The organism is Frankia sp. AiPs1 (assembly GCF_023716945.1).
GTDB lineage: Bacteria > Actinomycetota > Actinomycetes > Frankiales > Frankiaceae > Frankia.
Genome location: NZ_JAMQQF010001174.1, coordinates 1 through 567, shown reverse-complemented (window position 1 = coordinate 567; position 567 = coordinate 1). Strand labels below are relative to the sequence as shown.

1 protein-coding gene and 1 pseudogene are annotated in these 567 nt (G+C 75.5%); both read left to right on the top strand.

Going from position 1 to position 567, the window contains the following annotated elements; translation table 11 throughout:
- Window positions 1-195, top strand: a pseudogene (locus ND748_RS33510) (type VII secretion integral membrane protein EccD); the annotation flags it as partial.
- Window positions 196-202: 7 nt separating this feature from the next.
- On the top strand, window positions 203-567 hold a 365-nt coding region (locus tag ND748_RS33505; RefSeq protein ID WP_251750214.1), incomplete at its 3' end, for a type VII secretion protein EccB.

Below are 567 nucleotides of genomic sequence, written 5' to 3'. Positions count from 1 at the left end.
ACCGCGGTCGAGGCGACGGCGGCGGCCGGGGCCGCCCTCGCCGTCGCACTCGGCGTCCGCTACGCGGGGCGCGCGCCGTCGGTGTACCTGATGCGGGCCGTCGAGGTCACGGAACTGCTGCTGTTGCTGGCGACCGTGCCGGTGGCCTGCGTCGTCGTCGACCTTTACGCCCACGTGCGCGACCTGGCCGGCTGAGACCATGGTGAGCCGCCGGGAGCAGCTCCAGTCCTACCAGTTCATGCTGCAGCGGGTCACCTCGGCGTTCGCCTACCACGACACCGACCCGGTGCAGCCCGCCGGGCGACGGCTGATGGGGGCCGGCTTCGCCGGGGTGATGGTGGCCGTCGTCGCGATCGCGGCGGTCGGCGTGTTCGGGCTGCTGCGACCGGGCGACGACGGCGGCTGGCGCGACGGCCGGCGGATCATCGTCGAGCGGCCCAGCGGCACCCGGTTCGTCCTGCGGGCCGGCGTGCTCTACCCGATGGCCAACCTGACCTCCGCCGCCCTCGCGGTCGGGGACACCGCGACGGCGAAGGTCTCCGCGGGCGCGCTGCGCGGCGTGCCCCG